19 protein-coding genes and 1 tRNA gene are annotated in these 23,882 nt (G+C 48.4%); 13 read left to right on the forward strand and 7 right to left on the reverse strand.

The features are described 5' to 3' along the window. Positions 1-35 precede the first annotated feature (35 nt). Both CIK90_RS13240 and CIK90_RS14290 read right to left on the reverse strand, forming a co-directional pair. Positions 36-308 carry a co-chaperone GroES gene (locus tag CIK90_RS13240; RefSeq protein ID WP_094390191.1) on the reverse strand — a complete coding sequence of 91 codons (273 nt, stop codon included), beginning with the start codon at positions 306-308 and terminating at the stop codon, positions 36-38. A gap of 85 nt (positions 309-393) precedes the next feature. Continuing rightward, entirely contained in the window at positions 394-555 is a 162-nt protein-coding gene (locus CIK90_RS14290; protein WP_158214679.1) for a hypothetical protein, read from the reverse strand. 320 nt (positions 556-875) lie between these two features. Here CIK90_RS14290 and sppA point away from each other — a divergent pair, with 320 nt between their 5' ends. The 6 genes from sppA (at position 876) to coaW (ending at position 7,046) form a co-directional block, all read left to right on the forward strand. After that, positions 876-2,654 (forward strand): signal peptide peptidase SppA, encoded by a 1,779-nt coding sequence (sppA, locus tag CIK90_RS13245; protein ID WP_094465827.1) that lies wholly within the window; start codon positions 876-878, stop codon positions 2,652-2,654. Between the two features lie 18 nt (positions 2,655-2,672). Beyond that, the gene (gene lpxK / locus CIK90_RS13250) at positions 2,673-3,860 is read left to right on the forward strand and encodes a tetraacyldisaccharide 4'-kinase (RefSeq protein ID WP_094465829.1); all 1,188 of its coding nucleotides are present in this window, start codon (positions 2,673-2,675) and stop codon (positions 3,858-3,860) included. After that, the gene (locus CIK90_RS13255) at positions 3,790-4,554 is read left to right on the forward strand and encodes a purine-nucleoside phosphorylase (RefSeq protein ID WP_254046366.1); all 765 of its coding nucleotides are present in this window, start codon (positions 3,790-3,792) and stop codon (positions 4,552-4,554) included. The genes lpxK and CIK90_RS13255 overlap by 71 nt, the downstream gene beginning before the upstream one ends. Positions 4,555-4,562: 8 nt before the next feature. Further along, entirely contained in the window at positions 4,563-5,627 is a 1,065-nt protein-coding gene (gene thiL / locus CIK90_RS13260; protein ID WP_094390143.1) for a thiamine-phosphate kinase, read from the forward strand. Between the two features lie 159 nt (positions 5,628-5,786). Then, positions 5,787-5,859, forward strand: a tRNA-Phe gene (locus CIK90_RS13265). Between the two features lie 356 nt (positions 5,860-6,215). Beyond that, positions 6,216-7,046 carry a type II pantothenate kinase gene (gene coaW / locus CIK90_RS13270; RefSeq protein WP_094390144.1) on the forward strand — a complete coding sequence of 277 codons (831 nt, stop codon included), beginning with the start codon at positions 6,216-6,218 and terminating at the stop codon, positions 7,044-7,046. A gap of 1,148 nt (positions 7,047-8,194) precedes the next feature. On the opposite strand, the gene CIK90_RS13275 is transcribed toward coaW, so the two are convergent. Genes CIK90_RS13275 through CIK90_RS13285 form a run of 3 tightly spaced genes read right to left on the reverse strand, consistent with a single transcriptional unit; the run spans position 8,195 to position 11,440 of the window. Beyond that, positions 8,195-8,854: an MgtC/SapB family protein gene (locus CIK90_RS13275; protein ID WP_094447004.1), complete on the reverse strand. Its 660-nt coding sequence runs from the start codon at positions 8,852-8,854 to the stop codon at positions 8,195-8,197. A gap of 34 nt (positions 8,855-8,888) precedes the next feature. Beyond that, entirely contained in the window at positions 8,889-10,226 is a 1,338-nt protein-coding gene (locus CIK90_RS13280; protein WP_094390146.1) for an MATE family efflux transporter, read from the reverse strand. 38 nt (positions 10,227-10,264) lie between these two features. Beyond that, entirely contained in the window at positions 10,265-11,440 is a 1,176-nt protein-coding gene (locus tag CIK90_RS13285) for a dicarboxylate/amino acid:cation symporter (RefSeq protein WP_094390192.1), read from the reverse strand. Positions 11,441-11,553: 113 nt separating this feature from the next. On the opposite strand from CIK90_RS13285, the gene CIK90_RS14295 reads away from it, so the two are divergent. The 7 genes from CIK90_RS14295 (at position 11,554) to CIK90_RS13315 (ending at position 20,410) form a co-directional block, all read left to right on the forward strand. Next, entirely contained in the window at positions 11,554-11,766 is a 213-nt protein-coding gene (locus tag CIK90_RS14295; RefSeq protein WP_144269610.1) for a hypothetical protein, read from the forward strand. Positions 11,767-11,960: 194 nt separating this feature from the next. After that, a complete protein-coding gene (locus tag CIK90_RS13290; protein ID WP_094390147.1) occupies positions 11,961-12,341 on the forward strand; it encodes a DUF4377 domain-containing protein in 381 nt (126 codons plus the stop codon). 22 nt (positions 12,342-12,363) lie between these two features. After that, positions 12,364-15,240: a TonB-dependent siderophore receptor gene (locus tag CIK90_RS13295; RefSeq protein WP_094465833.1), complete on the forward strand. Its 2,877-nt coding sequence runs from the start codon at positions 12,364-12,366 to the stop codon at positions 15,238-15,240. A 2-nt stretch (positions 15,241-15,242) separates the two neighbouring features. After that, on the forward strand, positions 15,243-16,424 hold the full coding sequence (locus CIK90_RS13300; protein ID WP_094465835.1) for a DUF4249 family protein: 1,182 nt from the start codon (positions 15,243-15,245) through the stop codon (positions 16,422-16,424). 3 nt (positions 16,425-16,427) lie between these two features. Then, positions 16,428-17,978 carry a hypothetical protein gene (locus CIK90_RS13305; protein ID WP_144007292.1) on the forward strand — a complete coding sequence of 517 codons (1,551 nt, stop codon included), beginning with the start codon at positions 16,428-16,430 and terminating at the stop codon, positions 17,976-17,978. A 143-nt stretch (positions 17,979-18,121) separates the two neighbouring features. Next, entirely contained in the window at positions 18,122-19,261 is a 1,140-nt protein-coding gene (locus tag CIK90_RS13310) for a S9 family peptidase (protein ID WP_094436572.1), read from the forward strand. 48 nt (positions 19,262-19,309) lie between these two features. Beyond that, positions 19,310-20,410, forward strand: a complete 1,101-nt coding sequence (locus CIK90_RS13315; RefSeq protein WP_094390151.1) for a YeiH family protein — start codon at positions 19,310-19,312, stop codon at positions 20,408-20,410. Positions 20,411-20,539: 129 nt separating this feature from the next. Here the strand turns inward: CIK90_RS13315 and CIK90_RS13320 are convergent, their stop codons facing one another. Then, entirely contained in the window at positions 20,540-22,483 is a 1,944-nt protein-coding gene (locus CIK90_RS13320) for a glycoside hydrolase family 97 protein (RefSeq protein WP_094465839.1), read from the reverse strand. 31 nt (positions 22,484-22,514) lie between these two features. Continuing rightward, positions 22,515-23,876 carry a glycoside hydrolase family 43 protein gene (locus tag CIK90_RS13325; RefSeq protein ID WP_094465887.1) on the reverse strand — a complete coding sequence of 454 codons (1,362 nt, stop codon included), beginning with the start codon at positions 23,874-23,876 and terminating at the stop codon, positions 22,515-22,517. Between the last annotated feature and the right edge of the window lie 6 nt (positions 23,877-23,882).

Consider the following 23,882-nt stretch of genomic DNA (forward strand, 5'->3'; position numbering starts at 1 on the left):
TGTTTATTCCTTATTCTTTTATTATTGTCAATTGCTTATTTTTCGATAATGGCGAGCACATCGCTCTGGCGCATCATCAGATATTTTTCACCTTCAAACTCAAGTTCGGTACCGCTATATTTGCCATAAAGCACTTCGTCGCCGGCTTTCAGAATCATCTCTTCGTCCTTAGTGCCTTGTCCAGCAGCAACAATTTTACCGTGGAGAGGTTTCTCTTTAGCTGTATCAGGAATGATAATTCCACCAATCTTTTCTTCTGCGGGTGCGGGCAATACCAGCACGCGGTCACCTAATGGTTTAATGTTCATCATAATCTTTATCTGTTTTAAAGTTAAATTTCTTCTGTCAGTCAATATGCCAAAAGTGTGCCATTCGCCAAAGACTGACACATTGTCACACTTCCACTCCGTGTATGACTGCCACAAAGAAGCGGGGAATCATATATAAATAAGGTGTAAGACTGATGTGAGCACAACTTCTGCCACGATTTTTAATGATGCTTATGACATTTTTGATGTTCGGGATGCGTTCGGGATGCGTTCGGGATGTTGCCATCTTTATATGTAGCGAGATTATTAAGTAAGTCCGATATAAGTCCCAAGTGAGTCCCAAGTAAGTCCCCAAAACTGACAGACAATAATGGGAAATAGATGGGAGAGCAAAAGGGGAAATAAAAGAAAAACGGGGTTTTTCTTTGTATTTCGCTCGGTTTGCACTACCTTTGATGCAAAGCACCTTAGGTAGGCGGCACCTCGGAAATAAAAGAAAAACGGGGTTTTTCTTTGTATTTCGCTCGGTTTGCACTACCTTTGCAACGAAATGTGTACTATCGGATTTTATTCAAAAGACAACAAACCATATCAAAACAATAAATTATGAAAGATTTTATTAAATACGTAGGCGCAACCATAACCGGAATCGTCATGCTTTCTGTTATCGTAGGCATATTGGGTGTTATCTCGCTGGTCGGCCTTGCCGCAAGCACCGCATCAACCGTTCAGGTGAAAGACGGTTCAGTATTCACCCTTGTTCTCAAGAACAACATTGATGAACGCGGCACAGACAATCCGATAGGATTTCTGAAAGGCAGCGACACCACTATCGACGGACTCAACGACATTATAAGTGCTATCCATAAAGCGAAAGACAACGAGAACATCAAAGGTATCTACATTCAGGCAGACGGAATGGCAACAGACTCGCCAGCATCACTCCATGCCATTCGCGAGGCATTACTCGACTTCAAGAAGAGTGGTAAATGGATCATCAGTTACTCCGACGGATACAGTCAGAGCGAATACTACCTCTGCTCGGTGGCTGACCAGATTCTGCTCAACCCGCAAGGTCAGATTGGTTGGCACGGACTGGCTGCCGAACCTGTATTCTACAAAGATTTGCTCGCTAAGTTTGGCGTTAAGTTTGAACTCTGCAAAGTAGGAAAATACAAGAGCGCACCAGAGCAAGTGACTGCCGACGGCATGAGCGAAGCTAACCGCGAACAGGTGACTGCCTATGTGACAGGCATATGGAAGGTAATGCTCAAAGACGTATCTGCCAGCCGTAAGATTTCTACCGACTCGCTCAACGCATACGCCGATCGTTTCATGGATTTGGCCGATGCACAGGAGCTCATCAAACTGCGCCTCATCGACAAGACCATGTATGCTGATGAAGTGAAAAACGTCATCAAGAAACGCCTCGACATCGATACCGACACCGACATTCCACAACTCAGCCTGGGCGATATGCTCAATGTGGAGGATAAGAAAAATCGTGGCGACAAGGTTGCTGTCTATTATGCTTATGGAGATATTGTAGATGAAGACAACAGCAATCCCATGAATCCACAAACCTGTATCGTGGGAAAAGATATGTGTAAGGACTTGGAAGAACTGGCCGACGACGACGATGTGAAAGCAGTAGTGCTCCGCGTCAACTCACCTGGTGGTTCTGCCTATGCTTCAGAACAAATCTGGCACGCAGTCACCAAGTTGAAAGCCAAGAAACCCGTAGTGGTTTCCATGGGCGGATACGCAGCATCGGGAGGCTATTACATCAGTTGTGCAGCCAACTATATCTACTCCGATCCCACTACCATTACCGGTTCTATCGGTATCTTCGGCATGTTCCTCAACTATAGCGAACTGATGAAAGACAAGCTCGGCATCAAGTTTGACGAGGTAAAAACCAACAAACATGCCAACTTCGGCACGCGTTCACGATTCTTTAACGCAGAAGAGATGGCTATCCTCGACAAATATATCGGCAAAGGCTACGAACTCTTCCGCAAACGTGTGGCTGACGGACGCAAGATGTCCGTAGCCCAAGTGGAGCAGATTGCACAAGGCCGTGTATGGCTGGGCAACGACGCCCTGAAGATTCATCTCGTAGATGGAATCGGTTCGCTCGACGACGCTGTCAAGAAAGCCGCCCAACTGGCAAAGCTCGACGAATATTACGCCAGCGAGTATCAGACTCCAAGCAGTTGGTATGAAACCCTTCTGGCATCGGCAAGTGGCAATAGCGGCAGCTATCTCGACGAACAAATGCAAGCCACTTTCGGCGAACTCTACGAGCCGCTCCGCTACATCAAGCAGGTGGAAAACATGAGTAAGATTCAGGCTCGTCTGCCCTATTTCCTTACTATTCGATAATTACACCTTATATAATATATGAACGCAAGAGGGAATTTCATCCGCATCAACAAATGGCTACTTCCGCTGAGCTGGCTTTACGGAATCGGTGTGAAGCTTCGCAACATGGCCTTTGAGATGAATCTGCTGAAAAGCCGATCGTTTGACATACCCGTCATCTCGGTGGGCAATATCACAGTTGGCGGTACAGGAAAAACCCCTCACGTGGAATATCTTATCGAACTGCTGAAAGACCATTGCAAGGTGGCAGTACTCAGTCGTGGCTATAAGCGTAAGAGCAAAGGATTTGTCTTGGCAGACAACGACACACCGATGAAGCGCATCGGCGACGAACCGTTTCAGATGAAAAGGAAATATCCCGACATCACCGTGGCAGTTGACAAAAAGCGTTGCCACGGCATCGACCAACTGACAGAACTCAACAAGGCTGATGTCATCCTGCTCGACGATGCGTTCCAGCACCGTTACGTGCAGCCAGGCATCAATATCCTCTTGGTGGATTACCATCGTCTGATTATCGACGACTGCCTCTTGCCTGCAGGCAGACTGCGCGAACCGTTGTCTGCCAAAGACCGCGCTGATGTTGTCATCGTGACAAAATGTCCTAAAGACATGAAACCGATGGAGTATCGCGTGACCAACAAGATGATGCAGCTCTATGCCTACCAGTCGCTCTACTTCACCTCGTTGAAATACGGATCGCTACGCCCCATGTTCGGCGGACAGGACAAACAGAATCAGGGCAAACGACCACTCGAAAGCATCAAAGCCGACGAACACATCCTGTTGCTCACCGGTATTGCATCGCCCAAACAGATGATACAGGACTTAAAGCCCTACACCACGCACCTGACTCCGCTGACCTACAGCGACCACCATCAGTTCAAAAGCAAAGACATTCAGCACATCAACAACACCTTCGAACAACTGCCGAAACCACGTCTGCTCATCACGACAGAGAAAGACGCAGCCCGTCTGTACGACGTCGAAGGACTAAGCGAAGAAGTAAAAAACAATATGTATATACTCCCTGTAACCATCAGCTTCATGCTGGACCAGGGCGAAATGTTTAACAAATACATCATCAGCTATGTACGAAAAAATTCGAGAAACAGCATCCTGGATCAAAGAAAGGATGACCACAAATCCCACAACAGCGATCATTCTGGGAACAGGACTCGGACAATTAGCTTCCGAAATAACTGATAAATACGAATTCCCATACAGCGAAATCCCCAACTTCCCCATTTCTACCGTAGAAGGCCACTCTGGCAAACTCATCTTCGGCAAACTGGGCAACAAGGACATCATGGCCATGCAAGGACGCTTCCACTTCTACGAAGGCTATTCGATGAAGGAAGTAACGTTCCCCGTACGCGTCATGTACGAACTGGGCATCAAGACGCTTTTCGTGTCAAATGCAGCCGGAGGCATGAACCCACAGTTCAATATCGGTGACCTCATGATCATCACCGACCACATCAACCTGTTCCCCGAACACCCCTTGCGCGGGAAAAACTTCCCCACCGGACCTCGCTTCCCAGACATGCACGAGCCATACGACCTGCAACTGGTGGCAGAAGCTGATAAAGTGGCAGCAGAAAAAGGCATCAAAGTGCAGCATGGTGTATATATCGGCGTACAGGGTCCCACCTTTGAAACACCAGCCGAATACCGCATGTTTGCCAAGATGGGCGGCGACGCCATCGGCATGAGTACCGTCCCCGAAGTAATTGTAGCCCACCATTGCGGCATCAAGACCTTCGGTGTGAGCGTCATTACCGACCTTGGCGGCTTCGACGATCCTGTTGAAGTAAGTCACGAAGAAGTACAGGAAGCAGCCAACAAGGCACAGCCTTTGATGACCGAGATCATGCGTGAAATGATTAACATAGCATAAACAAATACATGGAAATAGCAAAACTGGGTGAATTTGGACTGATCGACAGACTGACCAAAGACATCAAACCACAGAATGAATCAACAAAGTACGGCGTAGGCGATGACTGCGCCGTACTCAGTTACCCCAACAGCGAAGTACTCGTCACCACCGACATGCTGATGGAAGGCGTACACTTCGACCTCACCTATATAGATTTAGAGCACCTTGGCTACAAGTCTGCCATGGTCAACATCAGCGACATCTTCGCCATGAACGGCACCCCACGCCAACTGACCGTCAGTCTGGCAGTAAGCAAGCGCTTCACCGTGGAAGATATGGAACAGTTCTACAACGGACTGCGCCTGGCATGCGACAAATGGCATGTGGATATCGTAGGAGGCGACACCACCTCATCTTATACAGGCCTCGCCATCTCCATCACCTGTATCGGCGAAGCCAAGAAAGAGGATATCGTCTATCGCAACGGAGCCAAAGAGACCGACCTGATATGTGTCAGCGGAGACCTCGGTGCTGCCTATATGGGACTGCAACTCTTAGAACGTGAGAAATCTGTTTACTATTCACAAGTTGACGAAGCCAAACGCAAAGGCGATAAAAAGGCATTGGAGAGTCTGGCTCAGTTCCAGCCCGACTTTGCCGGCAAAGAATATCTGCTCCAGCGCCAACTGCGCACCGAGGCACGCGGCGATATTATCGAAAAGCTCCGTGCTGCCGGCATACGCCCCACAGCTATGATGGATATCAGCGATGGACTGTCGAGTGAACTGATGCACATCTGCAAGCAAAGCCATGTGGGATGCCGTATCTTCGAGAAGCAGATCCCCATCGACTATCAGACTGCGGTAATGGCAGAAGAACTCAACATGAACGTGACCACCTGCGCACTCAACGGCGGCGAAGACTATGAATTGCTGTTCACCATTCCTATTGGTGACCATGAGAAAATCCAGGCCATCGACGATGTTCGCCTCATCGGACACATCACAAAGGATAGCCTCGGACAGGTGCTTGTGACACGCGACGACCAAGAATTTCCACTAAAAGCGCAAGGTTGGAATCCACTGCAATAATGGCAAAATAAGCGCAAAAACAAAGGTAAATGGAGGAAAAAAGGGCGAAAGTTCTTAAAATTCGTTAACAAATAGCACTTTTTCATGCGGTTTGTTTGGTATATCAAAATTATGTAGTACCTTTGCAACCGCAAACGAAAGGATTGCAAAACCGAATATGGTGCCTTAGCTCAGTTGGTAGAGCATCGGACTGAAAATCCGTGTGTCCCCGGTTCGATTCCTGGAGGTACCACTCCTCCTTTCATTTAAGCCCCTGTTCAACATTTAGTTGGCAGGGGTTTTACTTTTCTACATATCGTACTCGCGCTCGAGAATAAAAAGAAATTTGGGCATTTCTTTTCTATTCTGCTCGCTTATTCGTACTTTGGCGCTAAAGCGTCCAAGGTACTCGCGCTCGAGAATAAAAAGAAATTTGGGCATTTCTTTTCTATTCTGCTCGCTTATTCGTACTTTGGCGCTAAAGCGTCCAAGGTACTCGCGCTCGAGAATAAAAAAGAAATTTGGGCATTTCTTTTTTATTCTGCTCGCTTATTCGTACCTTTGTCGGCGGATAAACGAACTAACAAACAAAAAAGAAAGTAAAAACCAATGGGAATCATCATCGGCATTGACGTGGGCATATCGACCACCAAGATTGTTGGACTGCACGAACAACATGTTCTTTCACCCATCCGCATTACTGCGGTCGATCCCGTCACATCACTCTACGGAGCTTTCGGAAAGTATCTTCACGACAACAACATCAGTCTCAGCGACGTTGAACAAGTCATGGTGACTGGTGTGGGATCGGCATATATCGACGGACCCGTCTATGGATTGCCAACAGGCAAGACCGACGAATTCATTGCAGATGGCTTGGGCGCACGCTTTGAAAGCGGTCTCTCAAAAGCCATTGTAGTATCGATGGGCACAGGAACCAGCTTTGTGCAATGTGATGGCGATGAGATCCGACACATCGGAGGTATTGGTATCGGAGGTGGAACCGTACAGGGTCTATCGCGTGTGATGCTCAACACAAGCGATCCGAAACAGATTTCGAGTCTGGCACTCCGTGGCGACATCCGCAACATCAACTTGCTCATCGGCGACATCTCTAGTCGTCCTTTGCCCGGCCTCCCCATGAATGCCACCGCATCGCTATTCAGCAAGGCACAGTATGACGCGCCACGCGAAGATATTGCCCTTGGCATTATCACCATGGTATTGCAGAGCATCGGTTCTGCGAGCATTCTTTCCGCCCTCAACACGGGCATCAAAGACTTTGTACTGATAGGCAATCTGACGCTCTACCCCCAATGCAAAGAGATTTATCCTATGCTGGAAAAGCTCTACAACGTGCGTTTCCACATACCGAAATACTCTGAATTTTGTACTGCCATCGGTGCTGCGCTCAACTTCAGACAGCAACTCGGCAAATAGAAACTGTTAGATATCAGTATTTTAAGTTCTATTCTGCCATTTGACAAGCGACTGTGGTGCTACAGAAAGGAGCACCTGAAGTGCTTACATAAAATTCAGTTTTCAGAAAAATTTCGACCACTCGACCACCAATCCGTGTATCGCGCTGTCATTCAGCGCTATATGCGGTGGTCGATTGTCTGAAATTCAGGATTATCGACCACCCATCGACCACCAGTGCAACGATGTGATGTGCACGAATCAGCCTAAAGAATGATGCTTTTCAATGTGGAATTACTATTGTTTTCGGCAAAAGAGCAGAGCTGAGTTACTTTTGTCCTTTCAGGACGTGGTTGATTATGTGCATTCATATCCGCAGGGCGATGCCCTGGGCTAAGGAAACCATTGGGCTTTCAGCCCGCCTTTGCTTGTTTGGTTATTAACACATCTTTAGTTGTTGGGTATTAGCCCGTCGTTAGTTGTTGGGTTACTAACGCCCCGAATGGGGCAAAATCTTCATAGCCCAGGGTAACACCCTGGGGTGTATGATTTTATTTAGCCTACGTCCTGTAAGGACAAAAGTAAAGCGTGATCCTATTTTCCTTATAAAATACTATCGTTTATCAGCACTTTGACAAGCCTTGATAACACCTTTATCAAATATTGGATAACACCTTTTATCAAACGTTGGATAATACTTTTATCAAACGTTGGATAATACTTTTATCAGACGTTGAAAACACCTTTATCAAACGTTTGAAAACACTCTTGCCAAACGTTGGGAAACACTCTTGCCAAACGTTGGGAAACACTCTTGCCAAACGTTGGGCAATACTTTTGCCAAAGGTTTGGAAATGTCTGACAATACGTATATTGGGCTGAGATGTAAAAATTCGACAAATTTTGACGGTGGTCGATAGATGTTCGAATGGTGGTCGAAAACACCCTATGAAACGATATTCGACCACCAGCTAAACCGTTGTACCACATAGCTTTACACAGACTTGGTGGTCGAGTGGTCGATTTTTGCGAAAGACGCGCGTGCGCGTACGTAAGAGAAACGAGGTTTTTTCGACAGCGTCAAACAAACCTCGTCGTTGTGTCACGGTTTCGGAAAGGCGAAAAAAAACTTCCATGCGCTCAACCGCCGACCTCCTATGGCCATGATGCTATTCCAGATTGTCGATGGTGATTCCATCAAACTCAGTCATAAACGACATGATGCGCGACTGATAATGGTTGCGCTTCACCTTCAAGCGAACGGTGGCGGTATATGTTTCAGCATCTTGTGAGCGATGAGTTTTCATTTCATAAGCCAACACCTCAGCGTGTTCGCGACCGATAGAATCGAGCACTTCGCGTATTCCCTCACGTGTAGGAGCAGAGAAGGTCAGCGAAATTTGCTTCGCACCGAATCGGTTGTGCAAGATGCTGACACCTTCCAAGCACAACAATACGAGAACCGTAGAAACCGTTGCCAGCAGATAGAGTCCCGATCCGCAAGCCAATCCGATGGCAGAGGTCACCCACAGCCCAGCCGCTGTAGTCAGTCCGCGCACCACATGGCGCTGGAAGATGATACATCCGGCACCGATAAAACCGATACCGCTGACCACCTGTGAGGCAATGCGCGAAGGGTCAAGGCGCACCACTCCGCCCACCACATCATCGTAACCATATTTAGACAGTATCATGAAGATGGCAGCACCAAGCCCTACAAGGAAGTGGGTTCTGAATCCAGCTTCCTTTGCCCGGTATTCACGTTCTATACCGATGGCACCACCCAGCAGGGCTGCCAACAAAATGCGGATGATAAATGCTTCGTTCATAGTTTTATGATTTAGAGTTCTATCGTTTAGTTCTTCAATTCACAAACGACTTGTTTGCCCATTTAAAGGCATTCCATCGTCTGACAAACAGTATGCCGCGGATATTCTCGTCGAGCACAAAGGCAAACCACATGCCCACCAGTCCGAAGCCAAGCGTGATGCCCAGCAGATATCCGAACAGCACCCCCACAGCCCATTGCACCACAAGACCGAGGTAGAAGGGATAGAGGATGTCGCCAGTAGCCCTCAGCGTATTGGTCGCCCAGATATTGACACACTTACCCACTTCGAGCAGCACATCGACCCAGAAGCAGGTGCATACCAGTTTGGCGATAGTGGGATTGTCGGTCAGACAGTCGGCAATAAACGGTCCGCAGAGCGCACAGAGCACCGAGAACGACAGTGTGACGAGTGCTCCCCTACGCCAGGAGAAGCGTCCCACTTGGTATGCCGCCTGTGTTTTTCCCAATCCTGTCAGATGTCCCACCATGATGCTGCTTGCCTGGGCAATGCAGATGGCATACATATAGACAAACATCACCACATTGACAATATAGGTGCGGGCAGTCAGTTCGTCATTGCCCAGCATATTGATGAAATACAGCAAGGTGAGCTGCTGCAGGTTGTAGGATATATTTTCGCCAGCCGATGGCATGCCAATCTTCAGCAGATTGCGCAACTCGTGTGTGGGGAAATGAGCAAAGAGTTTTTGAGGCACATAGGTAAACAAGCGCCAACGCAATATGACCACCAACAACACCATAGCCACTACTCGCGATATGCTTGTAGAGATGGCGGCACCCTCGGCACCCATTTCGGGCATGCCAAACTTACCGAATATCAATATATAGTTGCCCATGATGTTGAGCACATTGACCACCCCCACCACCATCATTGGCGGAACGGGCATCTTGGCAGATCGCAGAATGGTGCTCACCGTGGTGGAAATCGCCTGTGTGAAAGCCATTCCGCCCACTATCTGCATATACGGGCGACCATACACCATCAGTTCGGGACGCAGTCCCATGAGTGTCAATATCGAGTCGGCACCGAGAAACAGCGTCAGGCTGACAGCTATTCCCACCACCAGATTGAGTGCCAAAGCCACTATGCCGACTCTGATAAACTTCTCTTCGCGTCCTGCTCCGAGATACTGTGCACACAGCACAGAAGTGCCGGCATTGATAATAGTGAAGAGCAGAAACACCAACGAGAGTATCTGGTTATCTACTCCTACTGCTGCTACAGCCGCATCGCTATACTGGCTGAGCATGAAAGTATCGACGCCTCCCAAGAGAAAAGTCAGTAGGGTTTCCAGCAGAATGGGTCCCACGAGGTGGTTGACGTCACGTTTGAAATTGTAGTGTATCATGTGTATTTGTTATCCAAATTAAAGTCATGCGGTTGCTATCAACCCGTCACAGCGACTTTTCTGCCAAACCATCGGTCGATAATCAGCGCCAAGGCACCGTCACCCGTCACATTGCAGGCAGTGCCGAAACTATCCATAGCGATATAAAGGGCTATCATCAGTGCTAACGACTGCTGGTCGAATCCCAGCATAGACTGTAGGATTCCCAATGCTGCCATAATGGCTCCACCCGGCACACCCGGTGCGGCAACCATCGTAATGCCCAGCATCAGTATGAATCCTATCATGCCTTGCATGTCGTAGTCTATATGCTGCATCATCATCAGCGCCATGGCACATGCCACAATCTTCAATGTGCTACCCGACAAATGTATCGTGGCACAAAGGGGCACCACAAAGCCGGCAATACCCTCACCCACCCCATTGGCTATGGTCTGCCGGAGTGTCACAGGAATGGTTGCTGCCGACGATTGTGTGCCGAGTGCGGTAAAATAGGCAGGCATCATGCGCATCAGCAGTCGCAACGGATTCCTATGGGTCAGCAGTCCTGCTACGGCATATTGCAAGAGCAGCAATACGACGTGCATCACGAATATCACGCCGATAATCTTCACAAAGACTGACAGCACCCGGAAGACTTCGCCCGAATGGGTCATGTTGAAGAATATGCCGAATATATAAATAGGTAGTAGCGGCAATACCACCACCTGTATGGTCTTGGTGATAATCTGTCTGAATTCGGTGAAAACATTCTTCAGCGTTGCCGTGCCCTGATAGGCTATGCCCAAGCCGAGTGTAAACGCCATGACCAATGAGGTCATCACAGCCATCGGCGGTGTGATGCTCACGGTGAAATAAGGTTCCTGCTGTTTCGCCTCGTTGATCGATGTCCATTCTATCTGATCGGAGATGAGCGAAGGGAATACCGCCTCGCTAACGCCATACGACAACAGTCCGGAACATACCGTTGCGCCATAGGCCAGCAATGCCGTGACCACCAGCAAGCGACCAGCCTCCCGTCCGATATCGGCAATGGCAGGTGTCACCAGTCCCACAATGATCAGGGGAATGAGGAATCCCAAAAACTCGCTAAACAAACCATTGAAAGTCACAAAAACGCGTACTGGCATTTCCGGCGACACCATACCGCCAGCAATACCCAGTGCCATGGCTATCAATATCCGTGGCAGCAATCCAATCTTCATCTTTTTCATAGTCGAAAAGCTAAAGGCCATATATCTGTCATGAGGTTATCTGTGTTATTCTTGCAAAAATACGCAAACTTATTGAAACTGCCAAAGAAATGGTTAATAATCTCCGTAGATCTATGACTTTGACGGACCATGACGTTGCTGTGCTGTGGTGTGGCTGGCAGCGTGTGGCTTTGTCTCATGCATCACCATCATACTGCACCATTCTTCTCTATGCCAACGTTATCACAATAGTCATGCAACATCATTGGCCGCTGTCAGCATCTATTGTGTATCATAATTCATCTGTCTATCCAAGACAAAATTACAGACTTATTACCATTTTCTAACAGTTTACCCCGAGAAACCGTTAAAATAGTATAATATTAAGCCATATATCGCAGTGTTAGTATAAATAGTGTAAAAAAACAAAAGTTTTCCAGTCTATTTGACAAACCTATCAATAATTATCTTAAATTTGTAGCCACAAAATAAAAATAAATACAATAACCAAAAACATATAACTCACTAACACATTACAATTATGAAAAGAACTCATTTTTATTTTATCACAAGTATTCTACTTGCCCTCTTTACCTTTGCCATATCGTCATGTAGTGATGACGACAAGATAGAGGTCGTTAATATGATAGTAGAAATAGACTCAGAACCTGTTATTTTTTACGACATCGTTACAAAAGAGGAACCTGGCATGTGGGTAAGAGAGGAAGGCAAAAAGAATTGGAACAAGTGGCCTCAAGATCGTATTAAAGGTTTTTCGTTTGAGGAAGGTTATTACACTAAATTACAAATAATCAAGAAGATTGACCATAACTACGATGGCTATGACGGTGGATCTTCAACCAGCTATCAGCTGCAAAAGATACTCGAAAAGATACCATCGGAATCGATAAGAAACAAATAGTCACTCATAAAAGAACAGCACCATGGTCTGTGATACACTGGCAACCTTTATCATTTCTGCCTATATGGGAGCCGCTGGCGATTGCGCGGCTCTCTATCAGGGGCAGGTTGAAACTTCGATTTCACATGCGACCTGGACTACCCATCCTTACTGGAATAGTGACTCATTTCAACTAGGAAACATCTGCTATGATGGTAATGTCTATACCTTTGTACCTATGCGCTACAATATCATGGACAACCAACTTGCTGTTGTTGCACCAGACAGCAAACTCTCTATAGTTCCTAATCAGGACAAAATCAAATGGTTTGAACTTGATGGCAACCACTTTGAAAGAGAGCATGAATGGTTCATGCAGGTTGTGTATCAGGGCAGTCATGCTTCGCTATTGCTCAACAAAACCAAGCAAAACTATGGTGATGTAGAAATCGATCGGCGTTCCTATCATCAGATAAAGACCATTGACAGATATTACCTGCGATTGGCAGACGGATCCTTACACGAGGTAAAAGGGTATAAATCGCTGCGCCGGGCAGTACCGGCATACCGCAATGAGTTGCGACAGTATAAGCGCAAACACAATATAGGATTCTGGCAGAGCGTCAGACTGGAAAGTCTGAAGAGCTGCACGGAGTTTTTGGATGGTCTGATGGCAAGCCGTGAACCCGAGGCGCACCCCGAAGATACGACCTATACCGTCTCGGTAAATCCTACAGCGCCATGGGACAGCATGTCCATCAGTATGGCTGATGCAGCAGCGGTGCCAGTCTTTCAGGCATACGCTTCGGGCAGCACCCACCGTTTGAATTACAGCGATGAGAAACAGATAAAGCCGGGAACCGCAGGCATCAAACCTCTTAATACCCAGCGAGAATACGAAATGCTCAAAGAGGTAGAGGTGTTAGGCATGCGCAAGAAGCAGTCGCAACAGTATAGCGGTGTAGAGTCGTTCCACCCCTCGCTACTTCGCAATGTCCCATTAGTCATGGGAGAAACTGACGTCTTGAAACTCGCATTGAAGTTGCCGGGAGTTGCCTCAACAGGCGAGGCTGGCAGCGGAATCAATGTGCGCGGCGGTGCTACGGAGCACACCCAGATACTCTACAACGGCAACACCATATTCAACCCGATGCACATGTTCGGACTCTTCTCGGTCATAGATCCCGATTTGGTGGGTGAGACCGATCTGTACAAGGGAGGCATCCCCAGTCAGTATGGCGGTCGTCTGTCGTCGGTCATGAATATAAAAGGGAAGACTCCCGATCGCAACAGCTTCCATGGATCAGCCAGTATCGGTCTTGTGACATCAAGAGCTGCAGTTGAAATACCTATCGTGAAAGACCGCATGTCGCTACTGTTAGGCGGTCGTGCCACCTATTCTGACTGGATGCTCAAACTGATCAACAAGAAGAACCACGATTCAGATTCGTGGAACGAAGGAGGCAACACCTACGGATACCGCGATGGCAAAGCCGGCTATTGGGATGTGGGTGGCACACTGAACACCCTCTTGTCGCACAACCATACGCTGCTCATCAATGGTTATTACAGCCGCGATCGCTTCTCGCTCACCAAAGAGAAGAAATATAACTATAGCAACACGAACCTATCGGCAGAGCTGCGCAGTCGCTATGGCGACCGACTCTCGACGACGCTCATCGCAGGTTATGACCATTATGACTATGCCAACAGAGACTCCGAATATCCCACATCTGCCGCAACGCTCTCGTTCAACCTGAACAACTATTTTGTAAAGGGCAACGCCAACTATGCACTCCATAAAGACCACCAGTTGAATATGGGCATACAGGGACAGTACTATCGGATTATGCCCGGCAGTTATCAGCCTTGGGGAGAGAACTCGTACATCGTGGGACGGAAACTCAATACCGACCATGCCGTAGAGAGCGCCTTGTGGATGGAAGACACCTGGACTTTGTCGCCAGTGCTGAATATCGTTGGAGGCGTCCGGCTGAACCTGTTCAAATCTTTCAAAGAAGGATTAGAGACCTTCTATCTGCGTCCCGACATCCGCCTTTCTGCCAACTATAAACTCAACGACAACGCATCTGTCAAAGCAGGATTCAACACCCTGCACCAGTTTATCCATAAGGTTTCCAATACCGTCATCATGTCGCCAACAGACATCTGGATGCTCAGCAACGCTAAGGTAAAGCCACAGTCGGGCTGGCAAGCAACAACCGGCTACTACCTGCAGTTTGGCAAAGGCTGCTATGAATTTTCGGCTGAAGCCTACTACAAAGGGATGAAAGACTATCTGACCTACCGCAATGCTGCCATCCTCGTCATGAATGATCATCTATACGAAGATGTGGTGGGAACAAGCGGACGTGCCTACGGCATCGAACTACAGATTCGCAAGTTCTATGGCAAGCTGAACGGATGGTTGAACTATACCTATTCGCGCACCGAACTGAAGCAAAAGAACGCTATGGGGCAAACGCCGATCAACCAAGGCCGATGGTTTGCGGCAGACTATGACAGTCCCCATAATCTGAAGTTGGTCTGCAACTATAAATTCACACGCAGATATAGCACATCGCTCAATGCAGAATACAGCACCGGCAGACCCTATACAGCTCCCATCGGCATCATGCCCTCGGAGACAACGGGCGATTACTCGGTGCCTGTCTATTCCGACCGTAACAAACTGCGCATGCCAGACTATTTCCGACTTGACTGGTCTTTCAATATCGAGCCAAGCCATCACCTGACCGCATCCACACACAGTTGGTTTACCATTGGTGTTTACAACCTGCTTGGACGTCGTAATGCCTACTCCATCTACTTTGAGGGTGACGGGAATAATGTTCGAGGTTACAAGTTGTCCGTATTCGGTGCACCTATTCCATATATTAACTACAACATCAAGTTCTAACCATGCTACATGATATCCATCACATAAAACGCGCCTTCATCTTTTGCATGACACTGCTGACAACCGTGGCATGCACCTACGACTACGAGATACCCGACTCCGAGACAGAACCCATGGTCGTCATCTTTGGGCAGATTGTGAGCGAGAGCGAGTGTGTGTTCTCACTGCATAGCACAGCAAGACCTACTGGCGAACTGGAGGAGATTTATTCCAATATAGACGATGCAACAGTTGTTGTAAAAGGTACAGACGGACAGGTCTTTGAAGGACACGGAGTCGGCAATTTCACTGGACGCTTCATCGTAAATGTCGGTAAGCTGTCGTCAGACCAGAAGTATTACGTTGAGGTATCAACCCCATACGGAAATTTCGCCAGCGAACCCATGCAACCGCTTGACGCTCCTGAGCTCACCGATATCTGTTACGAACAGTCAGAGGTCAATAAGTCGATCAATGTAATGGTCACAACCGAAGATCCCCATGCACTGGTATATCTCTTATGGCAGGTAGATGACTATTATGAGATTTACACACCGCTTACCACACAATGGAAATATTGTATGGGACAGAACGAAGGCGACTCGGATGGTCAAAACGGCACATTTGAGAAGATTTCTCCCGAAGCATATACCAACCACGGTTGGCGTCACGCCATAGCACTTGCCAATTTCGCCACCAATGAGGATTATGGCTGTGGAGCCATCACCAAGCGCAGCATCTACACACGCACTATTAGTGACCATCGGTTGCAAACACGCTGTTGCACACGCATCAAACAGATGGCTATCACCCGTCAGGAATATGAATACCGCCGGTTGATGCTCAATCAAACATACAATATGGGAGGTTTGTTCACTCCCATGCCCTCCGAACTCCCCACCAACATCAAGTCTGTCGGTGAGCGGAAAGCCATCGGATATATCGGAGTAAGAGGCCACACGAGTATGAAGGAGATGTATATCAACGGTTCGGATGTCGGCTATAAGAGCCAAAACAATCCTCAGACATTTCCACAGGATGGGCTATCGCCCTCTGCATTGGTGAACAGGGGGTATAGTGTCTATACCCACACTCCCAACACCGGCGACACCATGTGGACTTTTACCTGGTGTGTAGATTATCGTGATAAGTATTGGGGTGGAGACGCCATAGACCGCCCCGATTTCTGGCAAAACAAACAATAGTTTATGATTAGACATTTAGCTCTTATACTATCCTTACTGATAGGATGTTCTGCTTTCGCTCAGTCAAAGGTGGAAGTAGTATCTGCCTATACCGACAAAGACTGTTATCTGGTCGGAGAACGGCTTTGCGTGCGTGTTGATGCCAGCATTGACGGCAAACCCTCTGCCAGTCGTGTGGCTTACGTAGAGATTTCCGATACACTCAGCATGTATGCTCAATGTATGGTTGCCTTAAGAGATGGACATGGTTGGGCAGAGATTCCCCTACCCACCACTATGCACAGCGGCTGCTACCAACTGTCAGCCTACACACGCGTCTCGCAACGACTCGGCACAGATGCCATCTGCCGTTCCATCATCGGTGTGATCAATGCGGATAAACTCTCACGGCTGGACGACATCACCATCATCCCGTCAGACAGTTGCCAGACTCCCCATGCACTGTTCCGATACAAAGCAGGCGATACGGTATGTATTCCCTTGCCGGAAACCGATGCATCGGGCTGCTGCGTCTCTATCACGAAAGGAGGAATATCTGCCAACCTCTCTGTCTGCAAGCCATCGGTCCAACCTACGACCGAAGGAGGCATGACAGCGTATTGCCCCGAAGTAGAGGGACATATTGTCAGAGCCAGAGTGGCATCGGGCACTTCTGCCAAGGTCATGACAACCCGTCTGTCGCTGATAGGCAAGACCGCCCTGCTATATGACGGCAAGCGCCAGCCAGACGGTTCTTACCTCTACTTTACATCGGGCATCAGTGGCAACCAACCCGTATTGGTCACTGCCTACGACAGCTTAGGCCGATCCATCCCGATGGAATTGGTATCTCCCTATCAATCGATGCTACCCAAGCGTCTGCCGAAACTCACGGTCTATTGTCAGGAGAAAGCATTGCGAGAGCGTGCCGCTATCGCCCGTCAACAAGCATCAAGCGATGCGAACGCCCCTGACGCCTCGTTGGTTCACTCCATCAAGTTGATGTCTGCCACACCCGACTATTTCTATGATCTGGACGAATACACCCAGATGAAAGATGTGCGAGAAATGCTCCTTGAATTTATAAAAGGAATAAGAAAGGAGAAACAGCATGGTGTCAGTCTCCTATATACGTACAATCCAGAAACGAGAAGCTATGCCAAGATGCCGGCATTGATCTTACTCGACGGAATGCCTATCTACGATGCAGACGACCTGTTAAACTACGACGCACACCTCATCAAGTATGTTCAGATTTACTCCGGAACATTCCATTTCGGCAGCAGCAGCTGTTGCGGTGTCATCTCGTTTATCACCCGCAAAGGGCGATTGGCTAATTATAAGTTGAAAGATGGCGAACAACTCATGTCTTACGCCTTCCCTCAAGACCATCCAAACCCTGCGAACGGATTAGCATCAAAATACCATACGACGACGTGGTATCCTATGGTCAAAGCGAAAACCCTGACAATTACCATGCCATCTGCAGAAGGTCTATACCAGATGACCGTTCAGGGGAAAGACCCAACAGGCCATATCCTTCGCACAGCGTATGCTATCAAGGTGGTGAAATAGCTTCGACCGACGGTTTTGGCAGAAAATGTTTGGTAGTGTGGCAGAAATAAAGTACCTTTGCCCCACACTTCACTACTATGACATACAAGACAAAACAAATCATCGGATGCATCATCATGCTGATGTTTCCTGCACTCAACACCATGTGGCAGACTGCCGCAGCTCAGCAGTCAAAACAGCAAGCCCACATCCAACAGCGCGAAAACTATGAGTTCGATAACGACATACCACGCTATGTAGAACAACTGAAACAAGAACTTACCTACCCCATGGCATGGGGCAACAGTCCCATACGCAATTTCAAAAAGTGGAAGAAGGCAGCCCGACAAACTGTTTTCCAGTGCATGATGACTCCACCGCGCAGGGCAACGGCATGGAACATGGAGGTATTGGGTGAAGAGCAGCGCGATGGCTATCGTGCACAGAAAATTGCTTTCAATATCAACGCCTATTCACGCATCACCGCCTATCTGCTTATCCCAAATGGCAAAGGCCCGTTTCCTGCCATCAATGCACTACACGACCATGGCGGCCACCTCTTTATCGGCAAGGAGAAGATGATACGTCCCTTCATGGTCACACGAGAGGTTACCGACGATGCCGATACCTGGGCAAAACAGCTCTACGATGGTCAATACATGGGCGACTATCTCGCTCGCCACGGCTATGTGGTATTCTCCATGGATGCACCGATGTGGGGCGAGCGCGGCAGACGAGAAGGTGTGGATCGCAACCGCTACGACATCATTGCCGGCAATATGATGATGCTCGGACGCGACCTGTCAGCCTTTATGACCTACGACGACCTGGCAGCCACAGACTTCCTGGCGCAACTGCCCTGTGTCGATGCCGAGCGCATAGGCTGTGTCGGATGCTCCATGGGTGGCTACCGTGCCTGGATGCTCTCTGCCCTGAGCGACCATATCAAAGCGGGTGCTTCCATCTGTTGGATGATCAATACCGATGCCCAACTCACCAAGCGCTACGGCCGCCGCGAATATGGCGGTTTTGCCAACTGCATCCCCGCCCTGCGCCAATATCTCGACTATCCGCATATCGCATCGTTGGCATGTCCCAAAGCCATGCTGTTCATCAACGGCAGAAAGGATCATCTCTTTCCCCTACCGGGTGTAGAGCAGGCATTCGACGAGATGCACCGCGTTTGGAAAAGCCAACATGCTGACAGCAATCTCGTCACCGAGCTATGGGACATACCCCACTCCTGCGGCATACCGGTGCAAGAGCGCACCTTGACATTTTTCGACACCACCCTCAAGAAATAGCCCCGTAACAGGATAACCCAATCAATATACCACACACATATCACGATTATGAAACATAACACACCACAATGGAATAGCAGCGAGATCTGCTACATCCTAATAGTAGGCATCATAGCCGCATCACTGCTGATAGGCTTCATCTGCGAAGCAACAGGATGGTCGTTGGCATCGATGCAATGGATCACCCGATGGGTATCGTCACCAGTAGCCTTGGCACTCGGCATCGCCTTTGCCCTGCTGTTCGGCAAGGCATTCCCCGAATTCAACAAAACCATGTCGAAGAAGCTTCTGCAGTATTCCGTCATAGGATTAGGTTTCGGCATGAACGTCAACCAAGCCTTAGCCTCAGGAGCAGAAGGCATGGCATTCACCATCGTCAGCGTCTTCGGCACCCTGGCATTGGGTTGGCTCTTTGGCAGACACCTGCTGAAAGTGGATGCACAGACAAGTTATCTGATCAGTTCGGGCACAGCCATTTGTGGCGGTTCTGCCATCGCAGCAGTAGGATCAGTGCTGAAAGCCAAAGCCGAGAGCATGTCGGTGGCGCTCGGCGTAGTATTCGTACTCAACGGCATTGCCCTCTTCATCTTCCCCTACTTCGGCGATGCCTTGGGCATGACGATGAAGCAGTTTGGCATGTGGGCAGCTATTGCCATCCACGACACATCGTCTGTGGTAGGTGCAGGTGCTGCCTACGACCAGATGCACCCCGACTGGCTGGCATCACAGGGCGTCAGCGCCCTCGAAGTGGCAACTACCGTAAAGCTGACCCGCGCCCTGTGGATCGTCATACTGACGCTGGTCACCCCCTTCTTCTTCCGCTCCACCATGGCGTCGGTAACCGCCAGCAAACCCTGGTATCGCAACATTCCCACCTTCATCATCTGGTTCATCGTAGCCATTGTGCTCAATACCTACGTGCTCGCCAACCCGTCGCTCCTGGGCGATGCTGCCTCGACCGTCGGCAGTCGTATAGGCACCACCATCAACCTGCTTGCCAAACATGCGATTACGCTGTCGCTCTTCTTCATCGGTGCCTCGCTCACCAGAGACACACTCCGTGCTGTCGGCCTACGTCCACTTCTGCAGGGTGTACTGCTATGGGTGAGTATCAGCCTCATCAGTCTGGCGTATATCTGCACAGTATAAAATCGGTGTCAGAGCACTCGCTTTGCCACACAGTTCAATACTTATACAACAAAATATCCCCAAAGGGAAAAGGCGACTTACATCGTGTCATCGCCCATCCCGTTGGGGATATTTGCTACAGTAGAATGATTATTCGCACACCACCAGTCCACCATTACACGGAATGGTAACATCAAGCAGTTGCTTCTTCGACAGCTTCACCGTCTTCACCGCGCCTTCAAGAGCTGCATTGTCGGCATAGACCTTAAGCGCTGATCCTGCGGCAAACATCGGCACGGCAAGTTTGAGTTTCAGCGGTTCACGTTGCGCATTGATGCCAGCCACCATCCATCTGTCTCCACAGCGCCGAGCCACGACGATATATTTTCCAGGGTAGCCCGCTATGAATTTCACATCGTCCCATGTGGTAGGCACATTCTTCATAAACTCCACCGCCCATGCTGGAGCATCGGTCATATTGTTGGGAGCAAGGGCAAAATGTTGCACCGCACTCTGAAAGAGCACCGCTGTAGCAAGGGCAAATACATCAGATGTACGGCGTTTCGTACCATGTTTGTTGTCGGCGCCATAGAACTTGTTGAGGGCGCTGCCACCAAAATCCATAGAACCTACCGCGTTGCGGAGGAAGGGATGGAGGGTCGCATTGCGAGCCTCATTGTCACACATATACTGCGAGAAGTGGAGATTCTCACTTGCCAACACCGCTTCAGCAGCCACAAAGTTAGGATACATGCGTTCCCAACCACGGGGCAAGGTGCAGCCGTGGAAGATACACTCAATGCCGAAATCGTTGGCATCGGTCAAGATATCTTCATAGAGTTGCATCATCTCCTGCTTATCGCCACCGAAGAAATCGACTTTGATTCCACGAATGCCAATCTTCTGCATCCATGCCATCTCCTTGCGACGAATGCCTGATTTAGCCATTTTTCCATGAGGCCCTTGTGGTGCATCGTTCCAATAACCATTAGAGTTGTACCACAAGAAGAGGTCAACACCCTTTGTTTTGCCGTAGCGCGCCAGATCTTCAATCTTCTCATAACCGATCTGGCTGTCCCAATGGGCATCTACCAATACCGTCTGCCATCCCATCGCAGCAGAGAAATCGATATATTCTTTCTGCTCATCGTAGTTGCAAGAATTGTCCATACGGATAATCCATGACCATGATCCCTTGCTGCCTTCATAGGTTTTTGATGCGGGATATTTCTCTTCAACAACATCGAAGGGGATAGTTGTCTCGACAATGGGAGCCAGTGTGCTACCCAAAGTGATGGTGCGCCAAGGTGTTTTGCCCGGCAAGGTGATACCAGCAAAGGTAGAGCCGAGACCGTTCATCTCGCCCTCCTGTGGAAATCCTATCTGATAGGAGCCATCGTCATGCCCCATCAAGCGACAAGCACAATAGTCGCCATCGGTGCCAGTCTCTGAGATAAGCAACCATCCGTCATTGCCATTGCGAAACAGACAAGGAAAGGTATATCCCGTTTTGCTCAGTCGAGTGCCTACAGGAACATCAAGATCATAGTTGGTTTCATAGCTGGGAGCAGTACGCGCAAAACCTGTCATTGGAGCCATCTGCGGACAGAGAAACGATGTAGCTCCTTGTGGCATGGCAAACGAAGTAGCTTCTTGTTTAATCACACAGCAACGAGTGTCGCCATGGCTTTGCAACAAGTAGCGAAAAGCTACATCGTTGTTTCCCACATGGAACTCTACATCAAATACGGCCTTTTCGTTTTTTGAGAAGGTAAAAACCTGGCGATGAGCATCAACATCGACTTTGCTTTTTTTGATGCGAGACAGCGAATAACTCTCCTTGATGGTTGTCACTTCAGAAGCATTAGTCATAGTCAGACCATGAGTATAATCACCAACATTGGTATTGAGACCAAGTGCCGATGGTTGTAAAAACACCTTGCCATCATAGTTAATTTGATAACTGGGACAGCCTTGATTATCGGATACGGTAACAACCAAACGTCCATCAGGACTGGTCAACTGCTTTTCTTCTGCTTGTGCTGAAAGGGCAATGAGCGAAAATGCCATCATGCCCAAAATATACTGTTTCATTGTTTTTAATTAGTTTTAATGATATGAATTGTTATTTATCGAACTTCCACCAGTCAAAGTTAAAGAGATTTTTCTTCTGAATGGATGTGCTCTTGAATACGAAATAGACATCGCGTACACCATTACACTGAGTCACATCAGTGATAAACTCCCGATACTTAAACTTGGTATTGGGAATATCTATGGCTCCTGCCAATGGGCCATCTACTGCATCGAGACGAATTTCCATTCTGCCACCATACAACTGCGACGAGCAAGAAGCATGAAACTTGAGGGCACCCTTCTTGCCGAAATCAATACCGCGCACGAGGATATACTCGCCATCGTCGATATCGGTAACGAAAAGCGTCTCATTCCATGGTCCTGAAGGATTCTCACGTGTAGTTTTCAATCCATAGCCCCACGCCATGGTTTCAGCCTCAACACGACGATAAGGATTAAAGGTGCCTATCTGTTCCAACTTACAATCTTGGAAATAAGGCAGTTCCTTGATAGTACCGTCGGCATTATAGGTCATCTCGGCTGCCGATACAGAACGGCGCTCAGCATGTCGAGAACTCTCAAGGCGGAATAGGTCATACGTCAGACCAAAACAATACGACTTGCCTTTATAGTCGATAATGCCTGGATGATTGCCACGTGTACGTGGAGTATGATCCATAATATGTCCCATATGTTTCCAAGGTCCAGTGGGCGATTTACTCATGGCATAGCCGATACCTTCAGGGCAACAGGTAGAAGCAAAAGCGAGATAATACCACTTCTCTCCCTTATCATTCTTTCTTGCCCAAAGCCACGGTCCTTCCTGGTAATCATCAATACGGTCCATAGTCATAATATCACCATCGATGGAAATCATGTCCTCTTTGAGTTTCACACAATAGGTATAGGGATTGCCCCAATACATATAAGCCTGTCCGTCATCGTCGATATAAACCGACGGATCAATGTCGTACCAATGTTCCTGACGCCAAACCAGAGGATGACCCAATGGATCTTTAAATGGTCCATAGGGTGAATCGGACACAAGTACACCGATACCATGTCCATGAATGGGACAGTACATATACCACTTGCCATTGCGTTCTACCACACATTCGGCCCATGCACCATTGTCCCCCTTATACCAAGGAAAATCTTTCAACGATGCTACAACACCATGATCTTGCCAATTAACCATATCGGTAGAGGTATAGAGCAACCAGTCTTTCATCATAAATCCCTCTGAATAATCTTCATCGTGGGTGGTGTATAGATAAACGGTATCACCATGAACATACGGTGCAGGGTCTGCCGTATATTTGGTCTGGATGATTGGCATATTGATGGATTGTGCCCACAAAGACACTCCAGACATACCAGACAGTAAGGCTGTCAACAAAAGATGTTTCATCATGTT

This window comes from Prevotella sp. P5-126, from assembly GCF_002251185.1.
GTDB lineage: Bacteria > Bacteroidota > Bacteroidia > Bacteroidales > Bacteroidaceae > Prevotella.

What these genes read in the sequence shown, in the direction of transcription:
- CIK90_RS13240 (WP_094390191.1), bottom strand. Translation starts at nt 308, where the DNA reads ATGAACATTAAACCATTAGGTGACCGCGTGCTGGTATTGCCCGCACCC.
- CIK90_RS14290 (WP_158214679.1), bottom strand. Translation starts at nt 555, where the DNA reads ATGGCAACATCCCGAACGCATCCCGAACGCATCCCGAACATCAAAAAT.
- sppA (WP_094465827.1), top strand. Translation starts at nt 876, where the DNA reads ATGAAAGATTTTATTAAATACGTAGGCGCAACCATAACCGGAATCGTC.
- lpxK (WP_094465829.1), top strand. Translation starts at nt 2,673, where the DNA reads ATGAACGCAAGAGGGAATTTCATCCGCATCAACAAATGGCTACTTCCG.
- CIK90_RS13255 (WP_254046366.1), top strand. Translation starts at nt 3,790, where the DNA reads ATGACCACAAATCCCACAACAGCGATCATTCTGGGAACAGGACTCGGA.
- thiL (WP_094390143.1), top strand. Translation starts at nt 4,563, where the DNA reads ATGGAAATAGCAAAACTGGGTGAATTTGGACTGATCGACAGACTGACC.
- coaW (WP_094390144.1), top strand. Translation starts at nt 6,216, where the DNA reads ATGGGAATCATCATCGGCATTGACGTGGGCATATCGACCACCAAGATT.
- CIK90_RS13275 (WP_094447004.1), bottom strand. Translation starts at nt 8,854, where the DNA reads ATGAACGAAGCATTTATCATCCGCATTTTGTTGGCAGCCCTGCTGGGT.
- CIK90_RS13280 (WP_094390146.1), bottom strand. Translation starts at nt 10,226, where the DNA reads ATGATACACTACAATTTCAAACGTGACGTCAACCACCTCGTGGGACCC.
- CIK90_RS13285 (WP_094390192.1), bottom strand. Translation starts at nt 11,440, where the DNA reads ATGAAAAAGATGAAGATTGGATTGCTGCCACGGATATTGATAGCCATG.
- CIK90_RS14295 (WP_144269610.1), top strand. Translation starts at nt 11,554, where the DNA reads ATGACTTTGACGGACCATGACGTTGCTGTGCTGTGGTGTGGCTGGCAG.
- CIK90_RS13290 (WP_094390147.1), top strand. Translation starts at nt 11,961, where the DNA reads ATGAAAAGAACTCATTTTTATTTTATCACAAGTATTCTACTTGCCCTC.
- CIK90_RS13295 (WP_094465833.1), top strand. Translation starts at nt 12,364, where the DNA reads ATGGTCTGTGATACACTGGCAACCTTTATCATTTCTGCCTATATGGGA.
- CIK90_RS13300 (WP_094465835.1), top strand. Translation starts at nt 15,243, where the DNA reads ATGCTACATGATATCCATCACATAAAACGCGCCTTCATCTTTTGCATG.
- CIK90_RS13305 (WP_144007292.1), top strand. Translation starts at nt 16,428, where the DNA reads ATGATTAGACATTTAGCTCTTATACTATCCTTACTGATAGGATGTTCT.
- CIK90_RS13310 (WP_094436572.1), top strand. Translation starts at nt 18,122, where the DNA reads ATGTGGCAGACTGCCGCAGCTCAGCAGTCAAAACAGCAAGCCCACATC.
- CIK90_RS13315 (WP_094390151.1), top strand. Translation starts at nt 19,310, where the DNA reads ATGAAACATAACACACCACAATGGAATAGCAGCGAGATCTGCTACATC.
- CIK90_RS13320 (WP_094465839.1), bottom strand. Translation starts at nt 22,483, where the DNA reads ATGAAACAGTATATTTTGGGCATGATGGCATTTTCGCTCATTGCCCTT.
- CIK90_RS13325 (WP_094465887.1), bottom strand. Translation starts at nt 23,876, where the DNA reads ATGAAACATCTTTTGTTGACAGCCTTACTGTCTGGTATGTCTGGAGTG.